The 24219-nt window shown below is 32.3% G+C and carries 24 protein-coding genes; 10 read left to right on the top strand and 14 right to left on the bottom strand.

The features are described 5' to 3' along the window. Positions 1-556: 556 nt before the first annotated feature. Complete coding sequence (gene proS / locus Q0616_RS07735) at positions 557-2035, bottom strand: proline--tRNA ligase (RefSeq protein ID WP_188319204.1); 1479 nt, start codon at positions 2033-2035, stop codon at positions 557-559. A 103-nt stretch (positions 2036-2138) separates the two neighbouring features. Between proS and Q0616_RS07740 the strand changes: the two genes are divergently transcribed. Further along, positions 2139-3443: a hypothetical protein gene (locus Q0616_RS07740; protein WP_286483974.1), complete on the top strand. Its 1305-nt coding sequence runs from the start codon at positions 2139-2141 to the stop codon at positions 3441-3443. Positions 3444-3463: 20 nt separating this feature from the next. Continuing rightward, positions 3464-4855 carry an outer membrane protein transport protein gene (locus Q0616_RS07745; protein WP_225539847.1) on the top strand — a complete coding sequence of 464 codons (1392 nt, stop codon included), beginning with the start codon at positions 3464-3466 and terminating at the stop codon, positions 4853-4855. Positions 4856-4936: 81 nt separating this feature from the next. On the opposite strand, the gene Q0616_RS07750 is transcribed toward Q0616_RS07745, so the two are convergent. After that, positions 4937-5689, bottom strand: coding sequence for a head GIN domain-containing protein (locus Q0616_RS07750; protein WP_225539846.1), 753 nt, complete (start codon positions 5687-5689; stop codon positions 4937-4939). A gap of 113 nt (positions 5690-5802) precedes the next feature. On the opposite strand from Q0616_RS07750, the gene Q0616_RS07755 reads away from it, so the two are divergent. From Q0616_RS07755 to Q0616_RS07770, 4 genes are all read left to right on the top strand, one after another. Beyond that, positions 5803-6567 carry an exodeoxyribonuclease III gene (locus tag Q0616_RS07755; RefSeq protein ID WP_171621866.1) on the top strand — a complete coding sequence of 255 codons (765 nt, stop codon included), beginning with the start codon at positions 5803-5805 and terminating at the stop codon, positions 6565-6567. Positions 6568-6577: 10 nt separating this feature from the next. Then, positions 6578-7093: a hypothetical protein gene (locus Q0616_RS07760; RefSeq protein WP_298776252.1), complete on the top strand. Its 516-nt coding sequence runs from the start codon at positions 6578-6580 to the stop codon at positions 7091-7093. Positions 7094-7173: 80 nt separating this feature from the next. After that, positions 7174-7647, top strand: coding sequence for a GNAT family N-acetyltransferase (locus tag Q0616_RS07765; protein WP_260542002.1), 474 nt, complete (start codon positions 7174-7176; stop codon positions 7645-7647). Between the two features lie 115 nt (positions 7648-7762). Beyond that, positions 7763-8413 (top strand): hypothetical protein, encoded by a 651-nt coding sequence (locus Q0616_RS07770; RefSeq protein WP_225542175.1) that lies wholly within the window; start codon positions 7763-7765, stop codon positions 8411-8413. A gap of 156 nt (positions 8414-8569) precedes the next feature. On the opposite strand, the gene Q0616_RS07775 is transcribed toward Q0616_RS07770, so the two are convergent. The 9 genes from Q0616_RS07775 to kdsB all read right to left on the bottom strand — a co-directional run bounded on the left by Q0616_RS07775 (position 8570) and on the right by kdsB (position 16877). Beyond that, entirely contained in the window at positions 8570-9094 is a 525-nt protein-coding gene (locus Q0616_RS07775; protein ID WP_260541997.1) for a DUF4136 domain-containing protein, read from the bottom strand. Positions 9095-9161: 67 nt separating this feature from the next. Next, on the bottom strand, positions 9162-9677 hold the full coding sequence (locus Q0616_RS07780) for an NUDIX domain-containing protein (protein WP_171621862.1): 516 nt from the start codon (positions 9675-9677) through the stop codon (positions 9162-9164). A 17-nt stretch (positions 9678-9694) separates the two neighbouring features. Further along, on the bottom strand, positions 9695-10582 hold the full coding sequence (gene xerD, locus Q0616_RS07785; RefSeq protein WP_171621861.1) for a site-specific tyrosine recombinase XerD: 888 nt from the start codon (positions 10580-10582) through the stop codon (positions 9695-9697). Further along, entirely contained in the window at positions 10583-12166 is a 1584-nt protein-coding gene (locus tag Q0616_RS07790) for a S41 family peptidase (RefSeq protein ID WP_298776258.1), read from the bottom strand. After that, positions 12167-12610 carry a dCMP deaminase family protein gene (locus Q0616_RS07795; protein ID WP_171621859.1) on the bottom strand — a complete coding sequence of 148 codons (444 nt, stop codon included), beginning with the start codon at positions 12608-12610 and terminating at the stop codon, positions 12167-12169. Positions 12611-12618: 8 nt separating this feature from the next. Continuing rightward, entirely contained in the window at positions 12619-14580 is a 1962-nt protein-coding gene (locus Q0616_RS07800) for a site-specific recombinase Gcr (protein WP_171621858.1), read from the bottom strand. A 107-nt stretch (positions 14581-14687) separates the two neighbouring features. Beyond that, a complete protein-coding gene (locus tag Q0616_RS07805) occupies positions 14688-15371 on the bottom strand; it encodes a hypothetical protein (protein WP_284583229.1) in 684 nt (227 codons plus the stop codon). Positions 15372-15436: 65 nt separating this feature from the next. Next, positions 15437-15988: an HNH endonuclease gene (locus Q0616_RS07810; RefSeq protein WP_286483976.1), complete on the bottom strand. Its 552-nt coding sequence runs from the start codon at positions 15986-15988 to the stop codon at positions 15437-15439. A gap of 145 nt (positions 15989-16133) precedes the next feature. Beyond that, the gene (kdsB, locus tag Q0616_RS07815; protein ID WP_298776262.1) at positions 16134-16877 is read right to left on the bottom strand and encodes a 3-deoxy-manno-octulosonate cytidylyltransferase; all 744 of its coding nucleotides are present in this window, start codon (positions 16875-16877) and stop codon (positions 16134-16136) included. Between the two features lie 199 nt (positions 16878-17076). On the opposite strand from kdsB, the gene Q0616_RS07820 reads away from it, so the two are divergent. From Q0616_RS07820 to Q0616_RS07835, 4 genes are all read left to right on the top strand, one after another. Further along, complete coding sequence (locus tag Q0616_RS07820; RefSeq protein WP_171621854.1) at positions 17077-17868, top strand: DUF3822 family protein; 792 nt, start codon at positions 17077-17079, stop codon at positions 17866-17868. Continuing rightward, positions 17844-18386, top strand: a complete 543-nt coding sequence (locus tag Q0616_RS07825) for an RsmD family RNA methyltransferase (RefSeq protein ID WP_260541991.1) — start codon at positions 17844-17846, stop codon at positions 18384-18386. Before Q0616_RS07820 ends, Q0616_RS07825 begins: the two co-directional genes overlap by 25 nt. Positions 18387-18519: 133 nt before the next feature. Then, complete coding sequence (locus Q0616_RS07830; RefSeq protein ID WP_286483977.1) at positions 18520-20751, top strand: TonB-dependent receptor; 2232 nt, start codon at positions 18520-18522, stop codon at positions 20749-20751. Between the two features lie 119 nt (positions 20752-20870). Continuing rightward, positions 20871-21359 carry a thioredoxin fold domain-containing protein gene (locus Q0616_RS07835; RefSeq protein WP_260541987.1) on the top strand — a complete coding sequence of 163 codons (489 nt, stop codon included), beginning with the start codon at positions 20871-20873 and terminating at the stop codon, positions 21357-21359. Positions 21360-21428: 69 nt separating this feature from the next. Here Q0616_RS07835 and Q0616_RS07840 read toward each other — a convergent pair whose 3' ends face one another. Genes Q0616_RS07840 through dnaX form a run of 3 tightly spaced genes read right to left on the bottom strand, consistent with a single transcriptional unit; the run spans position 21429 to position 24150 of the window. Continuing rightward, the gene (locus tag Q0616_RS07840) at positions 21429-22376 is read right to left on the bottom strand and encodes an FKBP-type peptidyl-prolyl cis-trans isomerase (RefSeq protein ID WP_298776266.1); all 948 of its coding nucleotides are present in this window, start codon (positions 22374-22376) and stop codon (positions 21429-21431) included. A gap of 41 nt (positions 22377-22417) precedes the next feature. Next, the gene (locus tag Q0616_RS07845) at positions 22418-23044 is read right to left on the bottom strand and encodes a hypothetical protein (RefSeq protein ID WP_260541983.1); all 627 of its coding nucleotides are present in this window, start codon (positions 23042-23044) and stop codon (positions 22418-22420) included. A 17-nt stretch (positions 23045-23061) separates the two neighbouring features. Beyond that, on the bottom strand, positions 23062-24150 hold the full coding sequence (gene dnaX / locus Q0616_RS07850) for a DNA polymerase III subunit gamma/tau (RefSeq protein ID WP_298776269.1): 1089 nt from the start codon (positions 24148-24150) through the stop codon (positions 23062-23064). Positions 24151-24219 lie beyond the last annotated feature (69 nt).

The raw sequence follows: 24219 nt of genomic DNA on the forward strand, positions 1-24219 counted from the left end.
AAATTATAGGTAATTCCTGCTATTCCTTTGTTTAAATCTTTCCTTTCTTCGCTCTACCATAGTTAATTATAACAATTAGAACAGTTTTTGTTTGAGAATTTATTGGAAAATTTGTTCAATTAATTTTAATAAAAGATTGATTGAAATCGACCATAATATACTATATTTATCAATCAGCTTCAATGAATTAGAAACGCTTCTATTTTTTCAAGATTCTTTCAATTCGATTGCTTACATTCATCCTTCTATAACGCCTTTATACTACCTCTATAGTGCGTTTTTATCGCATCTATACCGAATAAATAGGGAGGTTTATTCGGTCTAAGTGGGAGGGTACTCACATAAAACGTTGAAGAATGAATACATATTACTCTAAAAAAAGGATACTTCATTTCCAAAATATTTAAGAGTATCCAGATTCAAAGAATTTATTTTAAACGTGTTAAAAACTAAAAAAAATAGTTTTCCTACTACAGCAATTACATCAGAATAACATAAGACAAAATAAAAAAAGAAGCTATAAATAGCTTCTTTTTTTATTAGTAAGATTTAATTTTTAGTACGCTTTCGCATATAAAACTCTGTATTTTGCAGGTTTTCCAGAGAAAACATCCACTCCTTCTGTTGGTATTTCGAACGCTTGAGGAATACAACGAATAGTTGCTTTTGTTGCATTTTTCACTGCTTCTTCCGTTTCTTCTGTTCCATCCCATAAGGCAGAAACAAAACCTCCTTTTTGCTCGATAATATCTTTAAATTCTTCGAAAGTTGAAGCTTCTGTTGTATGCGTATCGCGGAAGTCTACTGCACGTTGGAATAAATTATTTTGAATATCTTCTAATAATTTTTCTACCTCTGTTGAAACATGATCTAAAGCAATAAATTGTTTTTCTAACGTATCACGGCGCGCTACCTCAACATGACCTTTTTCTAAATCTTTTGGACCTATTGCAATTCGTACAGGAACACCTTTCAGTTCGTATTCAGCAAATTTCCATCCTGGTTTCGTTTTATCATCATCATCAAATTTGATTGAAATTCCTTTCGATTTCAATTCTGACGTAAATTTATCAACCACTTGACGAATCTCTTCTAATTGTTCTTCAGTTTTATAAATTGGAACAACCACCACTTGAATTGGTGCCAATTTCGGAGGTAAAACCAATCCTAAATCGTCAGAATGAGTCATAATTAATGCCCCCATCAAACGAGTAGAAACACCCCAAGAAGTTGCCCAAACATACTCTTGTTTACCTTCTTTACTTGCAAATTTCACATCAAATGCTTTCGCAAAATTTTGACCTAAAAAGTGAGAAGTTCCCGCTTGTAAGGCTTTACCATCTTGCATCAATGCTTCGATTGTATACGTATCATCAGCACCAGCAAAACGTTCAGAATCTGATTTTCTACCTTTTACAACTGGAATAGCCATAAAATTCTCTACCACATCAGCATACACTTCCTGCATTTGTTGTGCTTCTGCAATTGCTTCTTCTTGTGTTTCGTGAGCAGTATGTCCTTCTTGCCATAAAAATTCAGCTGTTCTTAAAAATAAGCGTGTACGCATTTCCCAACGAACAACATTTGCCCATTGATTAATTAAGATTGGTAAATCGCGATACGATTGTATCCACCCTTTGTAAGTACTCCAAATGATTGCTTCGGAAGTCGGACGAACAATTAATTCTTCTTCTAACTTTGCTTCGGGATCCACGATCAATTTTCCTTTGTTATCTGGATCATTTTTTAATCGATAATGTGTAACAACTGCACACTCTTTTGCAAAACCTTCTGCATTTTTTTCTTCGGCTTCGAATAAACTTTTAGGAACAAATAAGGGGAAATAAGCATTTTGATGACCAGTTTCTTTAAATCTTTTGTCTAGTTCTGCTTGTAGTTTTTCCCAAATAGCATATCCGTATGGTTTAATCACCATACAACCTCTAACCTTCGAATTTTCAGCTAGATTCGCTTTTACAACAAGCTCATTGTACCACTTAGAATAATCCTCAGCACGAGTTGTTAATTTTGCCATAATCTTTTATATTTGTTGATAAGTTTCGTATCTTTACTTGGCATTATTATTGCCATTAAATTTATGCAAATTTAATTATTACAAACGATGTAAATTTATAATTATGAACAAAGTTTATAAAATTTCTAATAAAATTTCTTCAACTACTCTATTACTGGTAGCCGCGTTAGGAATTTCTTCTTGTTCGACTTATCAACCAAGTGGTTACGAAAGCGACGGTGTTTATTACAACCCGAAAACAGATAAAACATATCAACAAGCTCAACCACAAGACGATAATGAACAAGATAATCTTGGAGAAATAAAAATTGGTAGTCCATACTTTGATGCCGAAGGAAATGGAGCAGAGCAATTTTATTACCAAGATGATTTGGATAGTACACAAAATGGCACTTCTGAAAAATCGACAACAAAAGTTAAAATTAACGGATACGATTTAGGTGGATACAACTATTTCGGAAACAATGATTATACGCTTTCACTAAGCGGAACTAACAGTTATAATTGGGGAAGAAATGACGGTGTAGAAATTAACATTTGGAACAACTATCCTTGGTACAGCTATGGCTGGGGTGGATTTTATAATCCATATCATTGGGGTTATTATAACCCTTGGTATGGCGGATGGTACGGAAATGGATTTGGGATCTCATTCGGTTGGGGTTGGAGCAGCCCTTGGTACAATGGTTACTACGGATGGGGTTGGAACAGACCTTACTATTCAGGATATTATGGATGGAATAATTGGTATGGATATCCTGGTTACTATGGTAATGGATATTATGGATACTATCGTCCAAGAGGGATTTATTCTCAGCCAGGATATAGAAACGGAGGTCGTTTTAATAACTCAATCAATTCAACACGTCCAATAGGAAGTTACGGAAGAGGAAATGTCTCTAACGGAATTCGACCTTCAAGAGTTAGTAATATTAACGGTTCTGCAACTCGTCCTACTCGTGAAGTGAGACCAGGAAGTACAAGTACTGTTCGAGAAACTCGTCCAACAAGAGAAGTTAGACCTTCTGTTAATCAAGGACAAAATAACACAACTCGTCCAACTCGTGAAGTAAGACCAACGATCAATCAAGGACAAATAAACAATACACGTCCAACAAGAGAAGTTAGACCTTCTGTTAATCAGGGACAAAATAACACAACTCGTCCAACTCGTGAAGTAAGACCAGCTCAAACACAGCAACCAACATACAACACAAGACCAACGAGAGAAGCACAACAATATCAACAACCAAGTAGAAGTTACGACAGAGGAAGTATGAATAACTCTCGTCCTTCATACTCAACTCCCGCTCCAAGTAGAGGAAGTAGCATGAGCAGCGGAAGCATGGGAGGTGGATCTCGTGGAAGCATGGGAGGCGGAGGCTCTCGTGGTGGAGGAAGAAGATAATTTGATTTAGATAATTAATAATGAAAAAAATAATTACAAGCCTTTGCACCTTAATTGGTGCATTTGCTTTTGCACAACAAGGTACAGGTTACGACACTCAGTACTCTACAAACGCAATTAATTTATACTCTCAAGATATCAATAGTGGAAATGCCAAATATATTGGTGTTGGTGGAGCTGTTGGAGCTTTAGGAAGTGATATAAACTCTGTAGAACAAAACCCTGCAGGATTAGGTGTTGCAATTAATTCTGATGTACAATTTACAGCTGGAGTTTCTACATTTAACAACACAACTACTTTTGGAACAAAAATAAAAGAATCTGATAGTAATTTTGATTTTCAACAATTCGGAGGAACATTTGTTTTCGAAAACCCTGGTTCTAAATGGAACAGGTTTTCTGTTGGAGTAGCTTTTCTTAATCAACGCTTAGACAATTATTCAACAATTGGCACGAACGAAGGGATTAAGTTTACTGATCCTGATGGAACTTTTAATGGTTACATTAAAGATATTGACGGATACAAATCTAAATTCTCGGTTAATTTAGGTACAAGTTATGATGATAAAATCTATTTAGGTGCAGGATTAAATTTTCATGAAACAAATTATTCAGGATTTGAACAATATGCCGAACGTGATGATAACAATGGTCAAACCTATGTTTATAACGCAGATGGCGCACCTTATAGTGAAATAGGACAAGGCTTTTCGTTCTCTTTAGGAGCTATTTACAAAGTAAACCACAATGTACGTTTAGGAGCAGCTTATCATTCTCCTGTTTGGTACAATGTTGCTGAAGATTATTATGCTGCAAACTTTAACAATGATGGAGCAGTTGATTCTTACTATATGTATTCTTCAGATTATGACATGACTCGTGGTGGACGTTTAGTAGGAAGTTTAGGTTTTGTTGTGGGTAAAAACTTATCAATTGGTGCTGATTATACGTACCACATGAATAACGACACAAAATTAAAACCTTCTCAATATTTCAATAATACAAACAACTTCATCAATCATTTTGTAAAGAACTCGAGCGAAGTTAGAGTTGGTGCAGAGTATCGTGTAGATCGTTTCAAAGTAAGAGCCGGATACAACTATGTCACTTCTCCTTACAAAGATTTCTCTATCGATTTAGCAAATGAAAACAATGTGGTAACAAACGCTGCTGTTTTATCTAAAGCTTTTCAAGGAGATATTAACCGTGCAAGTTTTGGTTTAGGATACGATTTTGGAGGATTCTATATTGATGCTGCTTATCAATACCAAACTCAAAAATACCAACAGTTAATAGGTGGAACAGATTATATTGACACAAGCTACAATTTTGTTTCTTTACCTAATACGTATGCCCCAAAAGTTAAATTAGACAACAATTTATTCTTGTTAACATTAGGTTGGCAGTTTTAATATAAAACATTTAAAAGCATAAAAAAATCGGATGAATTTCATCCGATTTTTTTATGCTAATATTTTACATTTATAAAAGACTTACATCTTTTTTATTGAAGACATTCCAGAAGTACTTACTTTCGTTTTCAATCCATTTTCATCTACATAGCGAACAGAACTTGCTCCAGAACTATCGGCAGTCAAGCTATTCACAGCCCAAACAGTTGTTGAACTTGCACCAGAACAATCTACTGTTACATTTGCAGCTTTAAGCTCTTTTCCAATAAACGATGATGCTCCCGAAACAGAGATGTTTAAATCCTGTACATTTCCAGTAATTTTCATGCTTGAAGCGCCAGAATTATCAACAGAAATAGAATTAGAAACTACATCTAATTTCAAATTACTTGCTCCCGATAAATCTACTGCTAATTTTTCTACTTTTTGGGTTGGAATAACGGTTACATTCGTTGCACCAGAAAGATTGAATGAACGTAATTTTTTATGTGGAAAGTTAACTTTAATCGTAGCATTTTTCAGATTAACAGTACCTTTAATTTTAATCACTAAAATACCTTTTTCTACTTCGGTTACAATTCTATCCAATATATTATCTGGGGCTTCAACAGAAATTTCGCCATCATAATTACCATCAGAAACCGTTACATTTATTGCACTACTGACATCAATTCCTTCAAAAGAAGAAATTTTTCGTATCTCTTTGATCGTATTATCACTTGCTTCTGCGCGATCTAAATAATTAGAAGCAGGAGATTTAGAATTTAAATCTACCGAACAACTCGCTAATCCAAACGAACTGACTATTAAAATAGGAAGAACAATGTATTTCATATTGATGCTTTTTATTATTAAGACGTATTAATTTCTAAAAAGTTACAAAAAATATTCACTTTATTTATCATTCTAAATCAATCCGTCATAAATATTTATTAATTTCGCTTTCTATGAAAATCATCAGTTACAATGTAAATGGAATTCGCGCTGCGATAACCAAAGGTTTGGTTGATTGGTTAGAAGCCGCACAACCAGATGTTTTTTGTATTCAAGAAACAAAAGCGATGCAAGAACAAGTAGACACAAAACCCTTCGAGGATTTGGGCTACCATATTTATTGGCATGCTGCAGAGAAAAAAGGATATAGCGGTGTCGCAATTTTTTCTAAAATAAAACCTAATCACGTACAAATCGGAACTGGAATAGATTATATTGACAGAGAAGGACGTGTTTTGAGGCTTGACTTTGACAATGTTTCCGTCATTAGTTTATATTTACCAAGTGGAACTAATATTGATCGATTAGATTTTAAATTACAGTTTTGTGATGATTTTAAGGATTACATCAAAGAGCTTAAAATATCACATCCTAATTTAGTAATTTGTGGTGATTACAACATCTGTCACGAAGCAATTGATATTCATGATCCTGTTCGTAACGCAAAAGTTTCGGGATTTTTACCCATCGAAAGAGAATGGATGTCAGCTTTTATTGATGAGTGTAACATGATTGATTCTTTCCGATATTTTGTAAAAGAACCTCATCATTATTCATGGTGGTCTTATCGAGCAAATTCTCGCAACAATAATAAAGGTTGGAGAATAGATTACAATATGGTAAGTACTACTTTAGAAGAAAAAATGACGCGTGCTACAATTCTACCAGATGCAAAGCACTCGGATCATTGTCCTGTTTTATTAGAGTTAGACGTTTAAGATTATAGAAATGAAAAAAATTGTACTTTGTTGTTTTACCCTTTTCGCAATTACAAGTTGCGTACCTCAGAAACAACACCAAGAATTAGAAATTAATTACTACAAAGCTTTAGACGATCAGTCGAATACATCGAAAGAGTTGAAATTAGCAAATCTTAAAATAGAAACTCTTGAAAAAGATTTAGCTAAAACGAAGAGTGAGTTGCACATCAAAGATACCGCTTTATCGAATGCGCAATCTATGATTAGAATTGCTCAAAAAGAACACGATACGAATTTGCAAGAATTGTATTCAGCTTTAAATAGTACTGGAGAAAAATCTAAACTTTTCTATGCGCAATTAAACGAAAAAGAAAAGCAAGTTGCCGAATTAACGCAAAAAGTAAACGATTTAGACGCTAAGATTGATCAAAAAGATACAGAAATTTTCAATCTAAAAAGACAAATCTTGACATTGGAGATTAACCAAAAAGTTTCGGAAGCAACAGCTACACCTCCAAAAACTAAAACACCGAATAAAAAGTAACTATAAAAGTCTTATCTGAATTGGTAAGACTTTTTTTATTCTCTAAATCGAATTAACTTTGCATCAACTAAAACGTTTTAATGAAAGTTATTTGCGAAACAAAAAGTTTGGTATTACGAGAGTTTTTCGAAATTGATGCGTTCGAATTATTTCAATTAAATTCGGACAAAGAATTGATGAAAATCGTTAATGAAAAACCTTATAAATCTGAAGACGAAGCAAAGTTTTTTATAGAAAGCATGGAAAAACATTACCAAGAGCATGGTTTTGGTCTTTGGGGTGTGCATGAAAAAAAGAGCGGACGATTTGTTGGATGGGGCGGTTTACGCCAAACTAAATATGGTCCTGTTATTAACATTCGTTTGAAACGTAAATTTCAAAACAAAGGTTATGGAACAGAAGTGCTAAATGCTATTGTAGATTACGCAAAAAATGAATTAAAATTGGATAAAATTGCTGCTAAAGCTAATGCGAATCAACCTGAAACATTGAAACTATTACAACAATCTAAACTTCAACAATCAGAGGAAAACGAATTGATTTTCAATTTATAAATAAAAAAATCTCTATTAATCACGAATTAGTATAAGTTAATCAGTTTTACATAAACATATAACGAAATTAAAAAAATTATAGTATTTTTAAAATTAATTAAAAATCATAATGATTATGAAAAACACTTTATTAATTGGAGCTTTTCTACACCTTAGTTTTTTTATTAATGCTCAATATGTTGAACCCGAAAAATCTGTAAAGGATGCTCAATTAAAAAAGCAAACTGAGATTATTACTCAACCCAAAACAAAATTTGATTCTATAGCCACTAAAAATATGCTCGCAATTGGTAATGGAAAAATTACTGGAGTTGCATTTACAAGAGCACGATCTAATTCTCATTTTGGTCTTAAAACAGGAAATAAAATATATGCAAATAAAATCAAAGTAATCTTATTTCCTGTAACACCTTATTTTAATGATTACTATACCTTATGGAAAGATAAAGCTAAACATAATCCAAAAAAAAATAGATTTGTTTATATGGAACCTGCTGCTTACAGATATAGAATAGAGGCTATTACCAATAGTAGTGGAGAATTTACATTTCCGAATATGAAACCTGGTAAGTATTATTTATATGGAACTTTAAATTATACTACAACTTTTTCAGGAAATCAATATACTGGAAGTGCATATAACGGATATGGAGGTAGAACAGATTATTATAAACCTTATGAATATTATAAAAATAGTAGCGAATTTCTTGAGTTATTTGTAGAAGTTAAATCTGACGGAGAAGAAGTAAAAGTTAAGCTAAAATGATATTGATAATTCGATCCTTGAATTAAATCATTTAAAAGAAGAAGTCTCACAACTTAATGATGTTAGGTAAAAATCTTCTATTTAAAACTTTTCTCAGATTGGAGTCTAAGAAAAAACACAAAAGAGACTGTTTTCTCAAATTGTGATACAGTCTCTTTATTTCTTTTTCGGTGGAAACTTTTGTAATAACTTGGTAACCCCTTTATGTATATTTGCTGCACGCGTTTCTGGAGAAGCCTTTAAAGGCATTTGAATTTTAAGTGTTCCTTCCCACACCAATCGACCAGCATTAGTCATCGAAATCATAAAGTTTTGATTCAACTTCTGTGACATGATCGGAATCCCGACAGAAACTCCTCCACCAAAACCGTAACCACCTGTTCCCATACCGATACCTACATTAGAATTTTGTTGTGTCGAAACAAATTCTTCTGGTTTAATATCAACCATTAAATTCCCTTCATTGGTTTTCTGAAAACCTCTATACAACATTCCTTTTTCGATTGAAGAAAATAATCGAGCAGAATCTAAATCATTTAAACCTAAATTCACTGATTGAGAAAACGTATAGGTCTTGTTCTGTTCAAAGTTAAAATTTCGATCATAATCAACCGCTACATTTTGCGTACTACATGAAACTATTGTTAGGAAAATAGCACTTAATAAAAGTATTTTATTCATTGTTTATTTTTTTAAGATGTGAAGCTGAAATATTATTTTTAAATGTTTCAATATCACATTATGTTAGTTATTTCAAAGAATTTATATACGTTTCAACTACTTTTCGTAATGAATCAAAACCGATATCACTTAAATTAATATCCTTAATAGCAATCCACTTTACAGCTGCAATTTCTTCTTTTTCAAGAATAATATCTTCGTCAGGAAAATCAGCAATAAAAGCTAAATCACACGTTTTATAAGGGATTCCCTTGTATTCGTAATCATTGGGTTGTGAAATAAAATAGTTGAATTTTTCGATTGGAATTGTAATTCCTAACTCCTCCTCTATCTCGCGCTGGCATGTTCTTTCTGCCGATTCATCAGGATCTGTAAACCCTCCTGCCAAATCTAACATTCCTTTCTTTGGCTCTTTATTACGAACGGTAAATAAAATCTTATCTTCTCTTATTAGAATAACTGCCACAGCCGCAGCTACGTTTTGATAATAAACTAAATCGCAGTTGTTGCATGTCATTTTTCTAAAATCAAAGTGATTGATTGCATGTCCACAGTTAGGACAAAATTTGAATGATTTTATCATCTTATTTAGGTTGATGGTTATTTATTTCTTGGATGAAATTTGATAATCGCATCTCGAATAAATTCTTGATCAACATGCGTATAAATTTCTGTCGTCGTAATACTTTCATGTCCTAACATCAGCTGAATTGCACGAAGATCTGCTCCATTTTTTAATAAATGAGTGGCAAAAGAATGACGAAATGTATGTGGACTAATTGTCTTTTTAACTCCAGCAATTATCGACAACTCTTTTACAATTGTAAAAATCATGACACGTGTTAGATTTTTCCCTCGTCTATTTAGGAATAAAAAATCTTCGTATCCAACTTGAATAGGAATATGAATACGAATACTATCCTTGTACAAGTTAATATATTTTATCGTATAATCGCTTATCGGAACAAGTCTTTGTTTGTTTCCTTTTCCTATGACACGAATAAAACCATCGTCAAAAAAAAGATCAGAAATTTTAAGATTAATCAATTCCGAAACACGTAAACCACAACCGTATAGCACTTCTATAATAGCACGATTTCGCTGTCCTTCTGGTTTTGATAAATCAATTACTTCGATCATTTTATCAATTTCTTTTTCTGATAGTACATCAGGAAGTTTCATTCCTATTTTTGGTGTTTCGAGTAAAGAAGTTGGATTATCTTCTCTAAAATCTTCGAGTTGTAAGTAACCAAAGAAACTTTTCAGGCCAGATATTACACGTGCTTGCGAACGAACGCTATAATCGCTCGAGGCAAAATCGTGCACAAAATCCCTCAAATCATCTTGTGAATAATCTAATGGTTGTTTATCCGAATAATTAATTAATTTTTGAATATCGCGTAGATAACCTTCAATCGTATTGTCAGAAACTCTTTTTTCTAATTTCAGATACATTTGATAGTCATACAAAGCATCTTTCCACAGCATTTACTTCGTTATTTTTTCAAGTTCAAAAATACGCTTTATCATTTCATCTTCGGGCATCCAAACTTGATAAAATGCACGCGAACCATATAAACTACCTGCGATTGTTGCTTTCATATAGTTATCAACAGTTGTTGAAAACACAGGATTGAACTCATTAGAAGGAATTCCTAAAACACCTAAAAACTCATTTCTATACATTCCGGCACTAAAATATTTTAGAAAAATCGCCTCGTTATGAAACATAAAGAAATCGCGAATTGAATAGATTTTTTTAAATAAAAAATCATTAAAATAATTGGAGTCTTGGTTATAATACAGCCAATTTGCTACAGAATTTGTATCTAAAGCAACAAATTCGTCAGGTATAATTCCACCGCCACCATACACTTTTTTACCAGATGGCGCTGTAAACTCTAACTCTTTATTGATTTTGATTGAATCTTTATTGTATAGCTCTCCTGACTTCAATCGTTTGTATAAGTCATCGCTGTATTTTGCTGTTTTCTTATCGAATGGTTTTTGGATAGATCGTCCCGAAGGTGTGTAATAATTAGCAACCGTTAACCGAACTTTTGTGTCATCACCTAAATTAATTTCGCGCTGCACCAAACCTTTACCAAAAGAGCGACGCCCCACAATAATTCCTCTTCCATAATCTTGTAAAGCTCCTGCAACAATCTCACTCGAAGAAGCCGAATTTTCATCCATTAAGACATAAATTTTACCTTCTTCAAAAAGACCTTTATTGGTTGCGTAAATGTATTTTTTTCGTTTTTGTTTGTCTTGTGTATAAACAATCAATTCATTTTTAGTCAGAAACTCATCCGCTATTTCTTCTGCAATATGCATTAAACCACCAGGATTACCTCGTAAATCGAATACCAAGGTTTGCATCCCTTGATCTAACAAATCATTTAAACCTTGATGAACTTCTTTAGCCGAATTTTCAGAAAAACGGGTTAATTTTAGATACCCAATTTCGTTTGTCAACATATGTTTTCCTGTAACAGTTGGCAACGGAACAATTGTCCGTTTTATCGAAATTGTAAGAGGTTTCTCCTCTCTAATCACAGAAAGTTTAACCTCAGTCCCTTTTTTACCTTTCAATAGATTTTCTATCGTTTTGTTATCTTTACCGATTAACGACTGATTGTCTGCAGCTATTAATTGATCCCCAAATTGAAGTTTTCCAAAATTTGAAGTTCCAGGTAAAGTTCGTTCGATTACAATCGTATCATTCAACATTCGAAATTGCACACCAATCCCTACAAATTCACCTTTCAATTGTTCTTCAGCCTTTTGTACAGAAGCTTTGTCTATATATTTGCTGTGAGGATCTAATTTACCAACCATGTAGTTGATTGCATCATCCACTAAACTATCCGAATTAACATCGTTTACATATTCGTTGTCTATCAAAGAAACTAATCGACGAATTTTCTGTTCATTATCCGAATATTGCAAACCTACAATATCCTTGTTTTCATCGAACGCAAAGTCGTATTTTTTCCCAACCATAAATCCGATCAAGAAAATAATCAGTACGATTAATACGACATTAATAACTTTGAAAAAACTTCTCATTTACTTGTATAATTCTTCTTCTGTAATCTGTTGAATTGTTATTCCTGCTTTTTCTAAAAAATCTAACCCTGAAAGGTCTTTATATTGTTGAATGTAGACAATACGCTTTATACCTGCCTGTAAAATCAATTTGCTACAATCTGTACAAGGCGAAAGAGTAATGTACAAAGTTGCTCCTTCAGCAGATTGAGTTGACGTTGCACATTTCAGAATTGCATTTGCTTCAGCATGCAGAACATGCCATTTGGTGTTTCCTGCTTCGTCTTCACATTTGTTCTCGAATCCACTTGGTGTACCATTATAACCATCAGAAATAATCATTCGATTTTTAACAATAATTGCACCAACTTTTTTGCGTTCGCAATAGGATAAATTTGCCCACTCAAAAGCCATTTTAAGATAAGCTTTATCGTATCGTAATTGTTTGTCTAAATTTGTTTCCATCTTTCAGCTTATACTTCTTCTTTTCTTTTTGTCCAAAGAGGTGGAACAAAAAATGGGAGAGGATTACGAATAAATGCTTTTATAGTGTGTGCAATCATCGTAAAAATTTTATAAAAAGGAATATTATTTGATCTCATTGCCATCAACAGTGAAAATGTAAAACTCACCAAAAAGTTACACCAACCTACCATAAAGATTGCAATAAAACCAATAATCATAGGTCCAATATCAAAATGATATCCCATTCCTCCAATTCCGATTGCAAAGTTTCCTGAAACGAATGTAATATGTCGAATATCGAAAGGTTGTCCAGTGAAATCACCTATCAAAAAAGCACATCCCATCATAAAACCGAAAGCTACATTTCCGACAACTCCACCCAAATTTTTCTCAAACCAATTCGAAATTCTTCTTCTTCTACGTTCTGAGAATGATTTTTTTAGAATAGGATGATTGTAAATACGTTCAGGAATATTATGAAAGCGTTGACTGTTAATCGTCATTCCTGAAATTAATCCAGAAAGGAACAAGAAAACACCTGCTATAGCTCCAAAATAGAAAATATGCCAATCCATTATCACTACTTCTTCCCAATAATGATAAGCCTTAGAATACTTAATTACCTCGAAGCCTAAAATTTGATTCAACAAATAAAAAATCCCCAATGAAACTACGAAACCTGCTACAACATTTCCTAAAAAAGCAATCATTTGGCTTCTTACCAATTGTGCAAATAAGGTTGTAAAATCTTTGACATTTAGCTCCGATCCTGAGGTTGGCACGAGCGCACGAGCAAGTCGGGCAGCAGTCATAGAAGGTTGCTTTGTAGCCAGTGTCATATGAGTAAGGTAAATTGTACAAAAACCGACAGCGTAATTTATACTAAAGAAAAATGCTTTAAATAGCGGTGAAGTGTCAGGTATATTCCCTATTCCTGTTTTAATAAAACACAAAAAAGAAACGATTAAACCTCCACCACAAGCCGTCCAAAACATTTTATTGTATTCTTTGGCTGTTTGCGTGATATACTTCTCGCCTGTTTTTCCATTATGGTAAGTTACTAAAAACGTAATCAAATATACCGTAGAACTCAATTGATTGCTCATAAAATTCTTTGGCGCATAAAACTCAACCCATTTCTTAGTAGCAAAACTGTAAAAAGAAATCAAACCATGAAGCTTTAACTCATTGAAACTATTAAGTATTATTTGCAAACGTGCCAATTGTTGTTGCAAACGATTTATCTTTGAAGCTACTTTCAAGGAGATTCCTTTGTAATCTTTTTGAGTTAAAATGTCATTTAACAAATGTTTACATTTGGAAATACTTTCTTTAATTTCTAACATATCAAATCCAGCTTGTGGACTTTCAATAATGTTACTAATTTGCATTGAAAGTTTAGAGAATGGATTGTTCAAATAATTTACTTCATTACTATAACGCATCATTTCTTTGTCCGAAAACCCTCCCGTAATACGAACTGTAAGAATAGAAATAGCTTGTAAAAGTTGGTTTTGTATATTATTGGTATTCCCTTTAAAATTTTCTATTTCAACGTCTTGATACAAGACTTCGAAAAGTTTTTTCCATCGATCACGAGGAATTATTCGAATTGCTTGTAGATTTTTTGAATTGTAAAAAATTTCGTTCACAACAGAAGTCAATTCATTGTTATCCTCGATATCTGGCAAAAGCGAATCCATAATTTTTTTACGAAAAATAGAAAATAAATTATCTTCTAAATGAATTCCACTGTCTACTAAATAGCTTACGATATTAATTTTTCCGAATGTTTTTTGAAGTTCCTCTCGAAAAATTAAACGATAAGTTGAGTTATTTTGAAGTTTTGAGATTAAATCATCGATAAAAGAAATTGAATCTGGATAATCTTTTCTTGCTTTTTCTAATAACCTTAGTAAAAACCTCTTCTCGTATTTTCTATTTTGATCAAATATAGAGTCTAAAGCCATATTTTAATTTCTTCTTTAAGAGTACAAAAATAAAAAACTTATGTTACTAAGTTGTATAAATTAATCGAAATAAAAAAGTGATCCTTTGTTACGAATCACTTTTTTAGTTAGAATTTAAAATGTTTCTTATCAATGGCTGGATTAATTTTAATATCATTGAATTTTATGATATATTCTCCTCCTTCCGTAGGTTTTCCAACCACTTTTGTTGCAAAGGATAATCCATTGAATGTTTTAAAATTAGAGTAATAAAGTGTTTCTTCCTTATTCTTCTCCATTACAATTTCGTAAGAATTTTTATCAAAACAATAAACTGTTGAATTTGTATTTTTGGTTAATTCAACTTTATAACAGCTATTATTTTGATCATATTTATCTATACCTAAGTATTTTACCTTAAATCCTTTTTGTTTATACTTTAAAATATCCGAATCAAAAGAGTCTGGTTTATAATTTTTTACAGCTACATTTTTCTTTGCAACTTCACTATAAGTCCACCCTATTTTGCCATCATAACCTTCATTTAATATTTCTTTTCCGTTCATCACAAAAACCACTTTCTTGTTGTATGGTCGTTGGTGATAAACAATCATAGGATAAGAATCTCCTACATTAATGATGACTTCTCCTTTTAGGATAATACTATTCAAATTATTCCAAGCTGCTTCTCCTCCTGTTTTCTGAATATGATTTTCAATAATTTGTTCTGCTTCTTGTGCGTATGTTGCTACAGAAAATAACGAAATCATAAGCATACTAAATGTCAATTTCAACATAAGAACTTTTTTCATTTTTTTTGAATCTGTTGAACAAGATATAAAAACTAATTTAAAGTTCTATTATGAGAGAATGGTTTTTAGTCTTTTTTAACTTCTATATGTGACCAGTTTTCACCTCTTAAAATACGGTAAACTTGTCCTTGAGAAATATTAAATTGTTTGGCTAAAGTAGAAATTTTAGTCTTTCTATTAGGATCGAGTAATTTCTTTTTCAAACGAATTACTTGTGCTTCTGTTAATTTACTATTCGGAATGCTGTCTAAACGAGAACGTCCCTTCATCATTCTAAATAAATGTTTGTTATGCTCTTTCCATTCTTCCAACGTTGCCCATTGCAAATTATTCAATGCATTGTTTAATTTATTATGGTCTAAATGAACGACATATTCTTTATTTTCTTTATTAGGTAAAAAAGTTTCCGCTACCATTTTGTGGACATATTTTGCTGTACGTTTTCCGTCTGCTTTTGTTACCCAAATTGCGCGATAACCATTATTGATAGCTCCTTCTAAAATTTTATATTTATCTTGTCCTGTGTATAATTTTTTAACAAGACCATCTTTTGATACCAAGAAAGATCTTTTTTCAATTAATCCTTCTGCTTCGTATTCTTTCCATGAATCACTCATAATCAATATTTTAACTTACTTCTTCATTTTACAACAACATTCATACCGAAATAATTATTTTAAAGTTAATTAACTTAATTATTTCATTTTCATCAATCAGAATAGTCGGTTTGAGTGCAAATATAACGGATAATAACGAGTTAGATTATTTTTTAACAATAACGGATAAATATTTTTTTGCACGTTCTAAATCTTCAGGTGTATCAATTCCAACTCCAATTGATCCTGTTTCGATTACTTTGATTTTCATCCCATATTCTAAGTAACGCAATTGTTCCAATTTTTCTGCTTTTTCATTTTGACGCATTGCTAATTTAGAAAAGTTCAATAAGGCATTCTTTCTAAACGCATATATTCCTAAATGACGAAAATAATTTGGTGTAAAATTCGATTCGCGAGCAAATGGAATCGCTGAGCGAGAGAAATAAAGTGCAAAATCATTGATATCCGTTACCACTTTTACAAAATTTGGATTATTAATTGCTTCTTGTGTTGAAATTGCTTCTTTTAGTGTCGCTACATCTACAGTTTTTCCTATTTCTCCATCAAAAGAAGAAAGAATATCAGCCAAGGCTTTTTCATTAACAAATGGTTCGTCACCCTGAACATTCAAAATAATATCACATTCTATATTTTCGATCGCTTCAGCAATTCGATCACTTCCAGTTTCATGTTCTTTTATACTCATAATTGCTTTTCCTCCGTGGTTTACTATTTCTTCAAAAATCAACTTAGAATCTGTCACCACAAAAACATCATCAAACAAATTGGTTGCCACAACATTTTCGTAAGTCATTCGAATGACAGTTTTATTACCCAATTGTTGCATCAATTTCCCAGGAAAACGAGAAGCTGCATATCGTGCTGGAATAACGGCTATTTTTTTCACTATTTTTTATTTCAAATTTCTGTAAATTTAAGTAGATTCGGCTGAAATGCATTTTTAATCAACAAAATAATTGTAGTATCTTTACAGAAATAAATTTTCTGTATGAAGATTGCTTTCAAAATTTTGTTATTTTTGATTTCATTAGGATTGATTTTCATCTTAATCAGCGAGTTAAAAATTCAAGGATAAAGAAAAATTTATGTCAAAACCAACTCAACGTTCGTTAGCGATTTTATTATCACACGATATGCTTAGTTATATTACCAAAACAACCGACGGAATATCGACTTCGTATTCGGATGTGTATGACTATTCGGTGGATTTTACAAATCTTAACAAAACGGAGATTGAAATTGAACATGAATTGCGTTCTAATTTGACTCTATTGCAAGAATACGACCATGTGCACATTTGTTTTTTATCGACTACAATCAATGTCGTTCCCTCACATCTTTCGCACAAGCCTTTCGAAGATTTGTTATCTCTTTCGGATTATAGTCCTATCAAATTAGCAATTGATTGTCCATTAGAAAATGTAGATGCTTCTATTGTATACAACATTCATTATCCGTTAAAAGATATTTTGCTTTCTTTACCCAATTTGCAAAATGCTCGCTTGTATCATTCGGGCAAATTCTTGATTGATTATGGGTTGATTAATTCGAAAAACAATGAAGTTTACATCAATTTGATGCACCAAAAATTAGAAGTTTGTGTGTTAAGCAATGGAGAATTTATTTTTTATAATCTATTTGAAACAAAAACGAAAGAAGACTTTTTGTTTTACATTTTGTACACATTAAATCAATTAAATATTAGTTCAAACGAAGTTTCATTATATGCTTTTGGAGACGTTTTAACTTCACCAAATTACTACGAAACCTTAAAAAAATATGTTCGTCATATTTCGTTTAACGAAGATGATAAACAACTTGGACAATATTTTACATTATATAAATTATTCGAATGCGAATCATTTCAGGAACATTAAAAGGAAAACGAATCACTGCACCAAACAATTTACCGGTGCGCCCTACAACAGACTTCGCAAAAGAAGCTTTATTTAATATATTAAACAACGAATGGTATTTTGATGAAATTACTGTGCTGGATTTATTTTCAGGAATAGGTGGTATTTCATTAGAGTTTGCTTCTCGTGGAGCTAAGAAAGTAACTTCTGTAGATAACTTCTATGGTTGTGTAAAATTCTTAGACGAAACGGCTAAACAATTAAAATTAGATGATATCATTACAACTGTAAAAGGTGATGTTTTGAAATATTTAGATAAACAACCTATCAAAAAGTTTGATATTATTTTTGCTGATCCACCCTACGATTTAGATGAAGAAGCTTACAAAAAAATTCCTGATTTGGTAATGAACAACCAATGGTTAGAAGAAGGAGGAAATTTTGTATTAGAACATCCTTCTAATATTTCTTTTGTAGATCATCCAAATTTTATACAACACAAAAAATACGGAAACGTACACTTCTCTTTTTTCGAGTAAGACAAAAAATCTTAAAATATTTATCAAAATCGACTAATAGATGACATCTATCAGTCGATTTCTTTTTTTTATTTAGATTAAGTCTAATTAAATTTGCGTAATTAATTTTATTTAGATTAAATATAGATAACGCATGAGAAAGAATATATATTTATTATCAACTCTTACACTACTTAGTTTATCAACTGCCTTTGCACAAGAAACTAAAAAAGAAAGAAAAGATTCTATCAACACTTTACAAGAAGTTGAAATTTTTGGAGATCGAAATAAGAATCAAAGAGGATTAGAAACAATCACGCGTTTCCCTGGTTCACCTCAAGATCAATTGCAATCAATTTCAATTATTTCAGAAAAATTAATTGAAGATCAAGGCGCGCTAACCATTACAGAAGCCGCTCGTAATGTACCTGGAGTTACACTCTTCGGTTCTTATGGAGGAAACAGAGAGTCGATGTCAATACGTGGATACAGAGGAACACCAGTTCTAAAAAATGGAATACGTATGGATTCAGATTTTAGGACCTCATCAGGTGTTGTTGACATGCAAGGCGTAGAATCTTTACAAGTTATTCGTGGTGCTGCGGCAATAACTCAGGGAATGGCAAATGGATTGGGTTCTGCAGGAGGAGTAATAAATGTCATTACAAAAACACCTCGCTACATAAATGCAGGTAACCTTGGTTTACGTGTTGGTTCTTGGAATCAGATTAGAACAACATTTGACGTACAACGTGTTTTAACTGAAAACAAAAACTTAGCGGTACGAATTAATGGAGCTTATGAACAAGCGGATAGCTACAGAGATGTAATCAATAAAAATCGACTTTATATCAATCCTTCTATTGGTTGGAAGATCGATGATAAAACGGAATTTGTGGCTGAATTTGATTACTTTAATGGTGAGGCAACTCCAGATAGAGGAACTTTCAATACAAAAGATATCACAGAAAATGGTTTAATTGATTTCGGCTCACGCTTTTTAGGGTATGATATCGATAACGAAGAAATGAAAACATTTTCTTATTCTGCTCGAATTACTCGTCAATTAACAGATAAAATTAATGTACGCGCTGCATACATGGCTAATACTTACGAAAGAGATCAAATAGCTTCTACTTTAACTGCTGTAAAAGGTAGTGGAAATGGACATTTGAGAGATAGAGGATTAGGAAGAAGCTTTAAAGATGATCGAAATTCAACATTACAGATTGATGTAATGGGAAAAGACTTTATGTTTGGAAAATTCAAATGGTCTTGGCAAGTTGGATACGATTTATCATCTACACGAACAGACTCTCGCACTTCTGCGAATAACTATAGAGATGAAAATGGAAAAATTGTAGTTGATACAAATGATAAAGAAATTAATCCATTATTAAATTTAGATCGTATTAATGCTTATGAAGCTAACACCAATCATATCGACTTAGATGCTAATCAACTTGATGCTTTACGATTGGGAAAATCAGAAATGAGTAAAATGACTTCTTATGGTTTTATGGCTCAACAACGAATCAGTTATGCTGATTTTGTTACGTTAGTTGCTTCTGCTCGTTATTCTTATGCAAATGATTACAAAGACAGTGCTATAGATCCGATGATTGGATTAATGGTAAGTCCTACAAAAAACATCAACTTTTATGGTACTTATGCAACAACAACAAGTTTGCGTTCTGCAGCCAGAAAAATGATTGATGGTACAACAGCCGGCGCTTCTTCAACAGATCAATTTGAAGCAGGAATCAAAACATCATGGTTTAATGATCGTTTCAGAGCAAATGTAAATTACTTCAATATGAACGAAGATAATTTAACATACCAATATTACGATCCTATCACAAATGCTCCAACGAATTTCTACGATTACGCAGGAAGTTTAAGAAGAGAAGGTCTTGAACTTGAAGTAACTGGACGACCTCTACCTAACGTACAAGTATTATTGGGTTATTCTTACACTGATGTGGGATACAAAAATTCTCCAGCTTATGTAGAAGGTTCTCGTCCCATGAACTCACCTTACTCAACTGCAAATGCTTGGGTACAATATAAATTCCAAAAAACAAACACTTTTGCAGATGGTTTAGGTGTATCATTAGGTGTATATTATGTTGGATCAAGACCAGTTAACGATCAAGCTACAACAAGAGATTCTCATGGAAATGTCATGAATGGGCAGGCACCTTTTTTAATGCCAGAAATGACTACTCTTAATGCACAATTAAGCTATTCAATGAAAAGATTTGATTTCCGATTATTCTTTAATAATATTACAGATGAAGTTGGATACAACTCATATTACCGTGGAGGTTACATCAACCAAATCGATCCATTTAATATGGCTGCACAAGTTGTATTTAAATTCTAATTTCTTTTCTCAACTTTAAATTTTTAGCATTTTTAAAATAGGAAAACGACAGTTTTATTAACTGTCGTTTTTATTTTGAATAGAATTGATTAACTTCCGTCAAAATTTTTCTTAACAACATGAAAACAAAACTTACTGCTTTAGTCATATTCTTTTGTTCGATTTTTACATTCGCACAAACTGAAAATACATTAACAACTATTCCAGAATTTTCTTTTGTAAAAATGCAATCCGATGGAATTTTCGATTCAAAAGAAATCAAAAAAGGAAAACAAACTTTGATTGTTTTATACTCACCAACATGTATCCACTGTCAATTAGCGTTAAATCACTTTAACAACAATTACGAAGAACATTTCAAAAACACACAAATTATTTTAGTTTCCGAATACGAAGCAAAAGATGCTATTCCATTTTTAAATCAACATGCACCAAAATTTGTAAACAATAAAAATGTAGAATTATTATACGATTCTAATTATGAGTTTGGTCCTATTTTTCAACCAACTTCAATTCCTACATTCTATTTATTCGACAAGAATAAAAATCTTGTAACGATTAGAAAAGGCTCTGTTGAAGCCAATAAAATTTTTAATTATCTGAAATAAATTAAAATATAATGCATAAAAAAATCCCACTCATCGAGTGGGATTTTTAGTTTGTATGTAACCTATTGATTATTTACCTTGTTGAGCTTGCGCTTCGAATTGTTTTTGTAATTCTTTCATTTGCTCTTCTGATAAACCTTGTCCTTGCGCACCTGGTTGACCTTGTGGAGCTGGTTGACCTTCTTTAAAGTCTACTAATTCAACTTCGAATTCTAACGCTTGGTTTGGTCCAATTTGTCCACCTGGAGCTCCCATTTCACCGTAACCTAAGTTTGCAGGAATATAGAATTTGTATTTTGCGCCTTTAGACATTAATTGTAAACCTTCTGACCATCCTGGAATAACTTGATTCAAAGGAAATTCTACACCTCCTTTAGCTTCTGGATTTTTGTCTGTACTATCAAAAGTTTTACCAGTAGCTAAAATTTTACCAGTATATTTTACTTTAACAATACTATTAATGTTTGGTTTAGCACCTGTTCCTTCTTTTTCTACAACATAAACTAATCCTGAAGCAGTCGTTTTAGCACCAGAAGCTTTTTTCTTCTCGTCTACTAATTTTTTAGATTCGTCTGCATTTTTCTTAACCAAGTTTTGTTGGTGATTTTTTGCATACGTATCCAAAATTCCCATTCCTGCTTCTTGTGTAATCAACAATTTTTTGTGACGTACAACATCCATAATCCCTTGAACAATAATATCTTTGTCCATTTGATCCAATTGTTGTTGGTTGATAACCGTCTCAATTTGTTGACCAACTTGCTGTCCAATCGCGTAAGATTCTCTACTCTCTTTTCCAGCTTTTAAATAATCTCTGATCCCTTTTTCTAATTGATCGTAGTTGATACTATCTGTCTCAACTAAACGTCCTCCAAGACCTTTGATTTGCTCACCAAGACCAGTTCCGAAAGCATAAGAAGCTTTTTGATCTTCGCTTTCTAATTTGTCTACAGATTTTCCTTTGTTACAAGACACTAACGACGCAACAACAAAAATCCCTAAAAGAACTTTTTTCATTATTTATAAAAATTTATTGCAAGTTTAATAAGAAACTTTCATTAATCATACAAATCTAACCCAAATTCTTCTTTTAATTTTAACAAAACAGGGTTTTTGTCTGATAATAGTTTAAATTTCTCTTTATTCGATAAGATATGATTTGTAGCTTCCTTCTCCGAAAATTTGATTTGAATCGTGAAATAATGATTCTTTAGAAATGCTCTTAAACTATTTCTAATTCGATCACGGTATTCCTCAAATTCCTGTTCAGATGAATGTGAAGAAAACTCGAAAATAATTTCATCCCCTTCCAAACCAAGCTCTGTTGTCATCAATGCATTATAAGACGGAATGTTATGTTCGATTTTCAAACGATCCAAGAATCTTTTCCATCCTTCATTTACTTGTTCTAATGTAAATTTTTCTCGTGGCAAATCATCTCGTAGTATTTCTTCTTGATGTTCTTGTACTTTTGCTCCAGGTAAAGCCATTTTCAAACTAAATGATGAATTACCGCTGATTTTAATTGGTTTTGAAGCACGTGTATATGCTTTGACCTCTTCCGAAATCACCGATTTTTTCACATTAAAATGTACCTGCGATTGAGACTCTTCATTTTGCTGTACCATGTTGTTTTGATGAACTGAAGGTACCGCAATTGTAGTCGTTTGTTGTTCTTTTGACAAATAAAAAGATGGAGGAACTATCCTATACTTTTTTTTTTAAGACCGTTTTCTTCAGCAGTTAAAGAAGCTAATTGCATCAAAGCAATTTCAACTGTTAAACGTGGATTCTTACTCGATTTGTAATTTAAATCTGCTTCATTACAGATTTCTATCGCACCAAATAAAAATGAAGCCGAACATTTTTGAGCATGTTCTAAGTATTTCGCTTTGATACGTTCTCCTACTTCTAACAAACTAACGGTATTAGCTGTTTTAGACATCAACAAATCGCGGAAATGTGCACCTAAGCCACAAATAAAAAGATGGGCATCAAATCCTTTATTTAAAATGTCGTTCAGTTGCAACATTGCTTGCGGAATATCATTTTCCAAACACGCATCTGTCATCTTGAAATAATAATCGTAATCCAATACATTCAAGTTTTCTGCAACAGCGGAATACGTCAAATTTTTATTTGTAAAAGTTGCCATTCGATCAAAAATCGACAACGAATCACGTAAAGCTCCATCTGCTTTTTGCGCAATCAAATGCAGCGCATCATCTTCGAAAGTTACTTGTTCTTTATCTGCAACATTTTTGAGATGTCCTTTGATATCTTCAACTCCTATTCGTTTGAAATCATAAATCTGACATCGAGAAAGAATCGTAGGAATAATTTTATGTTTTTCTGTAGTTGCCAAAATAAAAATAGCATGCGCTGGTGGCTCTTCTAATGTTTTCAAAAAAGCATTAAAAGCTGCTGTTGATAACATATGAACCTCATCAATAATATACACACGATATTTTCCAATTTGAGGAACAATACGTACTTGATCGATTAGATTTCGTATATCATCCACCGAATTATTTGATGCTGCATCTAACTCGAAAATATTGAAAGTAAAATCTTGATCACCTTCTACTCCATTTTCTTCGTTAATTTTACGTGCTAAAATTCTGGCGCATGTTGTTTTCCCAACACCTCTTGGACCACAAAATAAAAGTGCTTGTGGCAATTGATTAGACTTTATCGCTTGTTCTAAAGTATTTGTAATAGACGCTTGTCCAACTACATCTTCAAAATTTAGTGGGCGATATTTTCTGGCTGAAACAACAAAATTTTCCATACAAATGCAAATATAATAGTTTTAAGTTTCTTATAAAAATACTTTCTTTTTGATGCTTAATTTTAAAGC

This window comes from uncultured Empedobacter sp., assembly GCF_937930195.1.
Classification (GTDB): Bacteria; Bacteroidota; Bacteroidia; order Flavobacteriales; family Weeksellaceae; genus Empedobacter; species Empedobacter stercoris.

Coding starts and splice junctions, on each gene's coding strand:
- Q0616_RS07825 (WP_260541991.1), top strand. CDS start 17,844: ATGCGAATCATTTCAGGAACATTAAAAGGAAAACGAATCACTGCACCA.
- Q0616_RS07755 (WP_171621866.1), top strand. CDS start 5,803: ATGAAAATCATCAGTTACAATGTAAATGGAATTCGCGCTGCGATAACC.
- Q0616_RS07830 (WP_286483977.1), top strand. CDS start 18,520: ATGAGAAAGAATATATATTTATTATCAACTCTTACACTACTTAGTTTA.
- Q0616_RS07835 (WP_260541987.1), top strand. CDS start 20,871: ATGAAAACAAAACTTACTGCTTTAGTCATATTCTTTTGTTCGATTTTT.
- Q0616_RS07795 (WP_171621859.1), bottom strand. CDS start 12,610: ATGGAAACAAATTTAGACAAACAATTACGATACGATAAAGCTTATCTT.
- dnaX (WP_298776269.1), bottom strand. CDS start 24,150: ATGGAAAATTTTGTTGTTTCAGCCAGAAAATATCGCCCACTAAATTTT.
- Q0616_RS07790 (WP_298776258.1), bottom strand. CDS start 12,166: ATGAGAAGTTTTTTCAAAGTTATTAATGTCGTATTAATCGTACTGATT.
- xerD (WP_171621861.1), bottom strand. CDS start 10,582: ATGCTGTGGAAAGATGCTTTGTATGACTATCAAATGTATCTGAAATTA.
- Q0616_RS07840 (WP_298776266.1), bottom strand. CDS start 22,376: ATGAAAAAAGTTCTTTTAGGGATTTTTGTTGTTGCGTCGTTAGTGTCT.
- Q0616_RS07775 (WP_260541997.1), bottom strand. CDS start 9,094: ATGAATAAAATACTTTTATTAAGTGCTATTTTCCTAACAATAGTTTCA.
- Q0616_RS07745 (WP_225539847.1), top strand. CDS start 3,464: ATGAAAAAAATAATTACAAGCCTTTGCACCTTAATTGGTGCATTTGCT.
- Q0616_RS07760 (WP_298776252.1), top strand. CDS start 6,578: ATGAAAAAAATTGTACTTTGTTGTTTTACCCTTTTCGCAATTACAAGT.
- Q0616_RS07780 (WP_171621862.1), bottom strand. CDS start 9,677: ATGATAAAATCATTCAAATTTTGTCCTAACTGTGGACATGCAATCAAT.
- Q0616_RS07765 (WP_260542002.1), top strand. CDS start 7,174: ATGAAAGTTATTTGCGAAACAAAAAGTTTGGTATTACGAGAGTTTTTC.
- Q0616_RS07740 (WP_286483974.1), top strand. CDS start 2,139: ATGAACAAAGTTTATAAAATTTCTAATAAAATTTCTTCAACTACTCTA.
- Q0616_RS07810 (WP_286483976.1), bottom strand. CDS start 15,988: ATGAGTGATTCATGGAAAGAATACGAAGCAGAAGGATTAATTGAAAAA.
- Q0616_RS07770 (WP_225542175.1), top strand. CDS start 7,763: ATGAAAAACACTTTATTAATTGGAGCTTTTCTACACCTTAGTTTTTTT.
- Q0616_RS07800 (WP_171621858.1), bottom strand. CDS start 14,580: ATGGCTTTAGACTCTATATTTGATCAAAATAGAAAATACGAGAAGAGG.
- Q0616_RS07805 (WP_284583229.1), bottom strand. CDS start 15,371: ATGAAAAAAGTTCTTATGTTGAAATTGACATTTAGTATGCTTATGATT.
- proS (WP_188319204.1), bottom strand. CDS start 2,035: ATGGCAAAATTAACAACTCGTGCTGAGGATTATTCTAAGTGGTACAAT.
- Q0616_RS07820 (WP_171621854.1), top strand. CDS start 17,077: ATGTCAAAACCAACTCAACGTTCGTTAGCGATTTTATTATCACACGAT.
- Q0616_RS07750 (WP_225539846.1), bottom strand. CDS start 5,689: ATGAAATACATTGTTCTTCCTATTTTAATAGTCAGTTCGTTTGGATTA.